The 6,802-nt window shown below is 65.2% G+C and carries 5 protein-coding genes; 1 reads left to right on the top strand and 4 read right to left on the bottom strand.

The genetic code is table 11. From position 1 onward, the window contains the following. Nucleotides 1–269: 269 nt before the first annotated feature. From AC0L25_RS28245 to AC0L25_RS28235, 3 genes are all read right to left on the bottom strand, one after another. Nucleotides 270–1,655, bottom strand: a complete 1,386-nt coding sequence (locus tag AC0L25_RS28245) for a dihydrolipoamide acetyltransferase family protein (RefSeq protein ID WP_473598484.1) — start codon at nt 1,653–1,655, stop codon at nt 270–272. 190 nt (nt 1,656–1,845) lie between these two features. Beyond that, the gene (locus AC0L25_RS28240) at nt 1,846–2,859 is read right to left on the bottom strand and encodes an alpha-ketoacid dehydrogenase subunit beta (protein ID WP_473598483.1); all 1,014 of its coding nucleotides are present in this window, start codon (nt 2,857–2,859) and stop codon (nt 1,846–1,848) included. Nucleotides 2,860–2,861: 2 nt separating this feature from the next. Further along, nucleotides 2,862–4,094 (bottom strand): thiamine pyrophosphate-dependent enzyme, encoded by a 1,233-nt coding sequence (locus AC0L25_RS28235; RefSeq protein WP_473598482.1) that lies wholly within the window; start codon nt 4,092–4,094, stop codon nt 2,862–2,864. A gap of 483 nt (nt 4,095–4,577) precedes the next feature. Between AC0L25_RS28235 and holA the strand changes: the two genes are divergently transcribed. Further along, nucleotides 4,578–5,624: a DNA polymerase III subunit delta gene (holA, locus tag AC0L25_RS28230; protein ID WP_473598481.1), complete on the top strand. Its 1,047-nt coding sequence runs from the start codon at nt 4,578–4,580 to the stop codon at nt 5,622–5,624. A gap of 291 nt (nt 5,625–5,915) precedes the next feature. On the opposite strand, the gene AC0L25_RS28225 is transcribed toward holA, so the two are convergent. Next, on the bottom strand, nt 5,916–6,800 hold the full coding sequence (locus AC0L25_RS28225; protein WP_473598480.1) for a ParB/RepB/Spo0J family partition protein: 885 nt from the start codon (nt 6,798–6,800) through the stop codon (nt 5,916–5,918). Nucleotides 6,801–6,802 lie beyond the last annotated feature (2 nt).

Here is a 6,802-nt window from a genome sequence, read left to right as displayed (position 1 = left end):
AATCGTCAGGGACCAAAAACCATGGCAAACAGCTTGACTTCCAAGACAGTCGCTCTGCCCTGCCGGGCATCTCCCCCTCAAGGGGGGAGATTGGTAGCTTTGGCGCTCCGCTTAGTCCTGCAACGCTGGAGATTGGCGAAAGTCGGGATGAGAGCTGATCTCCCCCCTTGAGGGGGAGATGCCAAGTTTTGGCAAAGAGGGCAGGACAGAGGGGGGCGCGAAGGATCGCGACTGCTCTCATCCTGCGCCCCTGCGATCCTCTGTTCATCTCAATCCACGAAAATCAGCGCCGGGGTCTCCAGCAGCGTCTTGATGCGCTGGATGAACACCGCGGCGTCCCAGCCGTCGATGACCCGGTGGTCGAAGCTGGACGATAGGTTCATCATCTTGCGCGGGATGAATTGGGTGCCGTCCCACACCGGCCGCACCATCATCTTGTTGACCCCGATGATCGCCACTTCCGGATGATTGATCACCGGCGTCGTCGCCACACCGCCCATGGCGCCGAGCGAGGTAATGGTGATGGTCGACCCCGACAGCTCGTCGCGTGTCGCCGTGCCTGACTTGGCCGCCTCGGCTAACCTGACGACCTCGGCGGCGCAATCCCAGATGTCGCGCGCCTCGGCGTGCTTGACCACCGGCACCACCAGCCCCGAAGACGTCTGCGCGGCGATGCCGACATGGACGCCGCCATGCTGGTGGACGATGCCGGCCTCGTCGTCGAACAGCGCGTTGAGGTTGGGCTGGTCGGCGATCGCCTTGACAATCGCCCGCATCAGGAACGGCAGCAGCGTCAGCTTCGGCCTTTCCGCGCCGGTGCGCTTTTCCTTGTTGAGTGCCGCGCGCAAATCCTCGAGCGCGGTGACGTCAATCTCCTCGACATAGGTGATGTGCGGGATGCGCGACTTGGCCAGCGTCATCTTCTCGGCGATCTTGCGCCTGAGCCCGATCACCTTGATGTCCTCGACCGTTTCGTTGCGGGCCAGGCCGGTGATTTTCGCGAGCTGCGGTCCGCGCGCCAGGAAAGCCTCGATGTCCTCGTGCTGGATACGCCCGGCCGGGCCGCTTCCCGCAACTTGACGGAGATCGATGCCGGCCTCTTTTGCCCTGAGGCGAACGGCCGGCGACGCCAGCGGCTTTTCGCCTTCGGGACGCGGCGCGGCGAAGGGCGCTGTACTCCGACCGACTGCAGTACCCCCACCCCTAGCCCCTCCCCACAAGGGGGAGGGGGATTCCGTCGCCGGCTCACCTCCGCGCACCGAAGCTCTTGCGTCCGGAGGTGAGGCTCGTTTGGTCTCGGCTTTGGAAGCCGAAGCGCGTCCCCCTCCCCCTTGTGGGGAGGGGTTAGGGGCGGGGGTACTCTTGGCGCCCACCTCAACGGCCTGCGGCGCACCCGCCTTCACATTGCCCTCGCCGGCCACTTTCAAGCGTACAATGGGCGAGCCGATCGCCACCGTGTCGCCGATCTCGGCACCCAGCCAGACGATCTCGCCGTCGACCGGCGAAGGAATCTCGACCGTCGCCTTGTCGGTCATAACAGCGGCAAGCACCGCGTCCTCGCGCACGAGGTCGCCGACCTTGACCTGCCATTCGACGAGCTCGGCCTCGGCGACTCCTTCGCCGACATCGGGCAGCTTGATCACATATTCGCCCATCGTCAGGTCTCCCCTACTGAGGCGTTTGCGCTGCCCCTCGCCCTTACCCCGTGAAGAACGGGGAGAGGGGGATCGCCAGCGTGGCGGCCAGCCCCTTCTCCCCGTTCTTCACGGGGAGAAGATGCCGGCAGGCAGATGAGGGGCGGCGCCACGATTGACAATTGGTCTGAAGCTCTGCTTCCCATCGTCGTCAGGCTTCCATCGTTTCAACGAGCGCGCGGCCGAGCCGGGCGGGACCGGGAAAATAGTCCCACTCCTGCGCATGCGGATAGGGCGTGTCCCAACCGGCGACCCGCACTACGGGCGCTTCCAGATGATAGAAGCAGTTCTCCTGCACCAGCGCCGAAAGTTCGGCGCCGAAGCCGGATGTCAGCGTCGCCTCGTGCACGATCACGCAGCGGCCCGTCTTTTTCACCGAGCCGACGATCGTCTCGAGATCGAGCGGCAGCAGCGTCCGGAGATCGATGATCTCGGCGTCGATGCCGGTCTCCTCGGCCGCCGCCTCGGCGACATAGACCATTGTGCCATAGGCAAGCACGGTGACAGCGGCGCCCAGCCGGCGGATCACCGCCTTGCCGAGCGGCATCGTGTAGTGGCCGTCTGCGACCTCGCCGAGCTCATGCTTCGACCACGGCGTCACCGGGCGCTCGTGATGGCCGTCGAACGGGCCGTTGTAGAGCCGCTTCGGCTCCAGGAAGATCACCGGGTCGGGATCCTCGATCGCCGCAATCAAAAGACCCTTGGCGTCATGCGGGTTGGACGGCACGACGACTTTCAGGCCGGAGACGTGGGTGAACAGCGCCTCTGGGCTCTGGCTGTGGGTCTGGCCGCCGAAGATGCCGCCGCCGGTCGGCATCCGCACCACGATCGGGCAGGTAAAATCGCCGTTCGAGCGATAGCGCAGCCGCGCCGCCTCTGAGACGATCTGGTCATAGGCCGGATAGACATAGTCGGCAAACTGCACCTCGACACAGGGTTTCAGGCCGTAGGCGGCCATGCCGATGGCCGAGCCGACGATGCCGGATTCGCTGATCGGCGCATCGAAGCAGCGGCTCTTGCCGTATTTGGCCTGCAAGCCCTGCGTGCAGCGGAAGACGCCGCCGAAAAAGCCGACATCCTCGCCGAACACGATGACGCGTTCGTCGCGTGCCATCGACACGTCCATGGCGTCGCGGATCGCCTCGATCATTGTCCGTCTTGGCATGGTCAGACCCCCGCCTGCTGGCGCTGGCGCCTGAGGTGCGGCGGCATTTCGGCATAGACGCCCTCGAACATGTCGCGCGTCGAGGGCTTGCCGCCGGCATGCAGCGTGCCGTGGCGCTCGGCCTCCCTTTGCGCCGCTATCACCGTTTCGAGGATTTCCGCCTCGGCCTGGGTATGCCGCTCTTCCGACCAGACGCCGCGCTGGATGAGATGGTTCTTCAGCCTGACGATCGGATCGCCGAGCGGCCACGCGTCGGACTCGGCCTTCGGCCGATAGGCCGACGGATCGTCGGAGCTCGAATGCGCGCCGACCCGGTAGGTGACATATTCGACCAGCGTCGGCCCAAGATTTTTCCGCGCGCGCTCGGCCGCCCATTTTGCCACCGCATGGACGGCGAGATAGTCGTTCCCGTCGACCCGCAGCGACGGAATGCCGAAGCCGAGACCGCGCGCAGCGAAAGTGCCGGAGCCACCGCGGGCGATGCCCTGGAAGGTCGAGATCGCCCACTGGTTGTTGACGACGTTGAGCACGACCGGCGCCTTGTAAGTCGAGGCGAACACAAGCGCCGAATGGAAGTCGGACTCGGCCGTCGACCCGTCGCCGATCCAGGCGGCGGCGATCTTCGAATCATTGCTGATCGCCGAAGCCATCGCCCAGCCGACCGCCTGGATGTATTGCGTCGCCAGATTGCCGGAGATCGAGAAGAAGCCATGCTCCTTCGACGAATACATGATCGGCAGTTGCCGCCCCTTCAGCGGGTCGGCCTCGTTCGAATAGATCTGGTTCATCATGGTGACCATCGGATAGCCGTCGGCGATGAGCAGGCCGGCCTGCCGATAGGTCGGAAAATTCATGTCGCCCGGCGCCAGCGCCTTGCGGAAGGCGCAGCTCACCGCCTCCTCGCCCAGGTGCTGCATGTAGAAGGAGGTCTTGCCCTGGCGCTGCGCCATCTGCATGCGCGCATCGAAGCTGCGCAGCGTCATCATGTGGCGCAGCCCTTCCAGCAGCTCGTCGTCGGAAAGCAGGCCGGCCCACGGGCCGACGGCCTCGCCGGCGCGGTTGAGCACACGGATAATCGAAAACGCCATGTCGCGGATGGTGCGCGGATCGACGTCGATCTCCGGGCGCGGGACCGAGCCGGCCTTGGGAATGGTCACATTGGAGAAGTCCGGCGTCCCGCCCGGCCGCACCTCGGGTTCCGGCACATGGAAGCGCAACATTCCTGCATCAGCCATGACCTTCGTCCTCCAATGTTGCCCGGCGCGATATTTGCACACCGCTAGACCGGTGCCAATTCGTCGGGCAAGGCTTCGAGCCAGCGACCGCGCCGGCCAGCACTCGTCAAGATGAAGATATATCGGCGAAATTTCTTGTCGATCTTCCGCCGCCACGCGCAATTTGGCGAAAGGTCTGGCCTGACCTGGCGCAAGAGCCGGAAACTCCCGTTGGAAAGATCGCGGCATCATTCCAGTTTGGGTTCCTCGCCCCCACGAGAGTGGGGGAGAGGTGGCTCGGCGAAGCCGAGACGGAGAGGAGGAACCGCGCCCTACGAAAGCCCCCTCTCCGGCCGCTTCGCGGCCACCTCTCCCCCGCTTCGCGGGAGCGAGGAAGCCAAGTCTTGAGAGGTTGGCCTTCCTCCGCGCCTCTTCTGTCCCGCGGCACTGCAATACCGTCACCCCACCGTTCACCCCGCGCCCGCATCGTGCTAACCAGAATCCATGGCACAGAAGAAAGGATACGAGGCCGATTCGTGGTTGGCGCGGCCGGATCCGCGCATCTCGATCGTCCTGCTTTACGGGCCCGACCGCGGGCTCGTCGCCGAGCGGGCGAAGGCCTTTGCCGGCAAAACCGGCCTGCCGCTCGACGATCCGTTCTCGGTGGTCAGGCTGGACGGTTCGGAAGTCGACCGCGACGAGGGCCGTCTGCTCGACGAGGCGCGCACCGTGCCGATGTTTTCGGACCGGCGCCTGCTGTGGGTGCGCAATGCTTCCGGCCAGAAGGCGCTTGCCGACGACGTCAAGGCGCTGACCGCGGAGCCCGCGCGGGACGCGATCATACTCATTGAAGCCGGCGACCTGAAGAAAGGCGTCGGCCTGCGCGCCATTGTCGAGGCGGCCGACATTGCCATGGCGCTGCCGTGCTATGCCGACGAGGCCCGCGACATCGATACGGTCATCGACGAGGAATTGCGCAAGGCCGGCATGTCGATGACGCTGGAGGCCCGCCAGGCGCTGCGCCGCAATCTTGGTGGTGACCGGCTGGCCTCGCGCGGCGAGATCGAAAAGCTGCTGCTCTACGCCCACGGCCAGAGCGAAATCGGCCTCGACGACGTCAAGGCGACGTCGGGTGATGTTTCCGGTCTGTCCTTCGACGACGCCGTGGATGCCGTGCTCGAAGGCAAGGTCGGCGATTTCGACATGGCCTTCACCCGCCACTGCCAGGCCGGCGGCCAGGTTTTTCTGGTGCTTTCCTCGGCGATGCGGCAGCTGCAGGCGATCCAGGCGATGCGCGGCCTGATGGACGCCGGCGGCCGCAACGCCGCGGCGGTCGTCGCCGCGGCGCGCCCGCCGGTTTTTTTCTCCCGACGCAAGCTGGTGGAAAAAACCCTCGAACGCTGGAACAGCGAAGCGCTTGGCCGCGCCTTGACCCGATTGCAGACGGCGGTCCTACAGACCCGCCGTCGGCCGGACCTCTCGGTCGCGCTGGCCCGGCAGGCCCTGCTCGGCATTGCCGTGGAAAGCGCAAGGTTGGCTCAGCGCACCTGATCTCCCCCCTTGAGGGGGAGATGTCGCCGAAGGCGACAGGGCAGCGCATGGAACGCCGACATCTTCTTCGCTTCCGCAAGGTGCCGGCGCTAGATGTGAGACGACCCCTTCTGGCCTGCCGGCCATCTCCCCCCTCAAGGGGGGAGATCAGCAGCCTCGGCGATTTCGCCGATCACCGGCGCTAAAAAAACGAGGGCTGTCAAAACGCCAGCCCTCGTTATGTTACCAGGGCGTGCTTAAACCTAAGCCAGAAGATTATTTGCCGGCTAAAAATATCAGTGCCTCAAGCACCTACCGCTCCTGCTTCAACCGCCGGCAAAGCTCGTCGAGCTGCTCCAGCGTCCGGTAAGCGACGCTGATCACGCCGCCGCGTTCCTTGTGCTCGATCGTGACGATCATGCCGATCGTGTCAGTCATCAGCTTTTCCAGCGCCAGCGTATCGGCATCCTTTTGCGCCGGTTCCGCAGGCTGTCGCTTTACCGTTGGAGCGCCGGCCGGCATCTGCGCCAGCGCTTCGGCCTGGCGCACCGAAAGCCCCTCCTCGACGATCCGCTTGGCCAGGCCCGCCGGATCCTGCGCCGTCACCAATGTGCGGGCGTGGCCGGCCGACAGCGCGCCGTCGACCAGCATGTCGCGGATCACCTCGGGCAGCTTCAAGAGCCTGAGCGTGTTGGCGACATGGCTGCGGCTCTTGCCGATCACCTGGCCGAGATCGGCCTGGGTGTAACCGTGATCGTCGATCAGCTGCTGATAACCCATCGCCTCCTCGACCGGATTGAGGTCGGTGCGCTGGACGTTTTCGATGATCGCCAGTTCCAGCGCCGTGCGATCGTTGACATCGCGCACGATGATCGGGATCTCGCTCAGCCCAGCGCGCTGCGCCGCGCGCCAGCGCCGCTCGCCGGCGATGATCTCGTAGCGGCCAGCTTGCGTCGGCGACGGCCGTGCCACCACCGGCTGCACCACGCCATGTTCACGGATCGACTGGGCAAGATCGGTCAGGTCGGCGTCGCCGAAATGCCGGCGCGGATTCTTCGGGTTCGGGCTCAGGAACTCGATCGGAACCTTGCCGTCGGCATTCATGCCCTGCTTTTCCGGCGCTGCCGGACGATCGATTTCGCCGATCAGCGCCGCCAGCCCCCGCCCCAGTCTTTTTCTTGAAAGGTCTTCGCTCATCA

This window comes from Mesorhizobium sp. WSM4813 (genome assembly GCF_055811555.1).
This window is presented reverse-complemented; position numbering and strand designations above follow the sequence as displayed.

Bases quoted from the DNA above. Each gene is read 5' to 3' on its own strand.
- AC0L25_RS28245 (WP_473598484.1), bottom strand. From the start codon at position 1,655: ATGGGCGAATATGTGATCAAGCTGCCCGATGTCGGCGAAGGAGTCGCC.
- AC0L25_RS28240 (WP_473598483.1), bottom strand. From the start codon at position 2,859: ATGCCAAGACGGACAATGATCGAGGCGATCCGCGACGCCATGGACGTG.
- AC0L25_RS28235 (WP_473598482.1), bottom strand. From the start codon at position 4,094: ATGGCTGATGCAGGAATGTTGCGCTTCCATGTGCCGGAACCCGAGGTG.
- holA (WP_473598481.1), top strand. From the start codon at position 4,578: ATGGCACAGAAGAAAGGATACGAGGCCGATTCGTGGTTGGCGCGGCCG.
- AC0L25_RS28225 (WP_473598480.1), bottom strand. From the start codon at position 6,800: ATGAGCGAAGACCTTTCAAGAAAAAGACTGGGGCGGGGGCTGGCGGCG.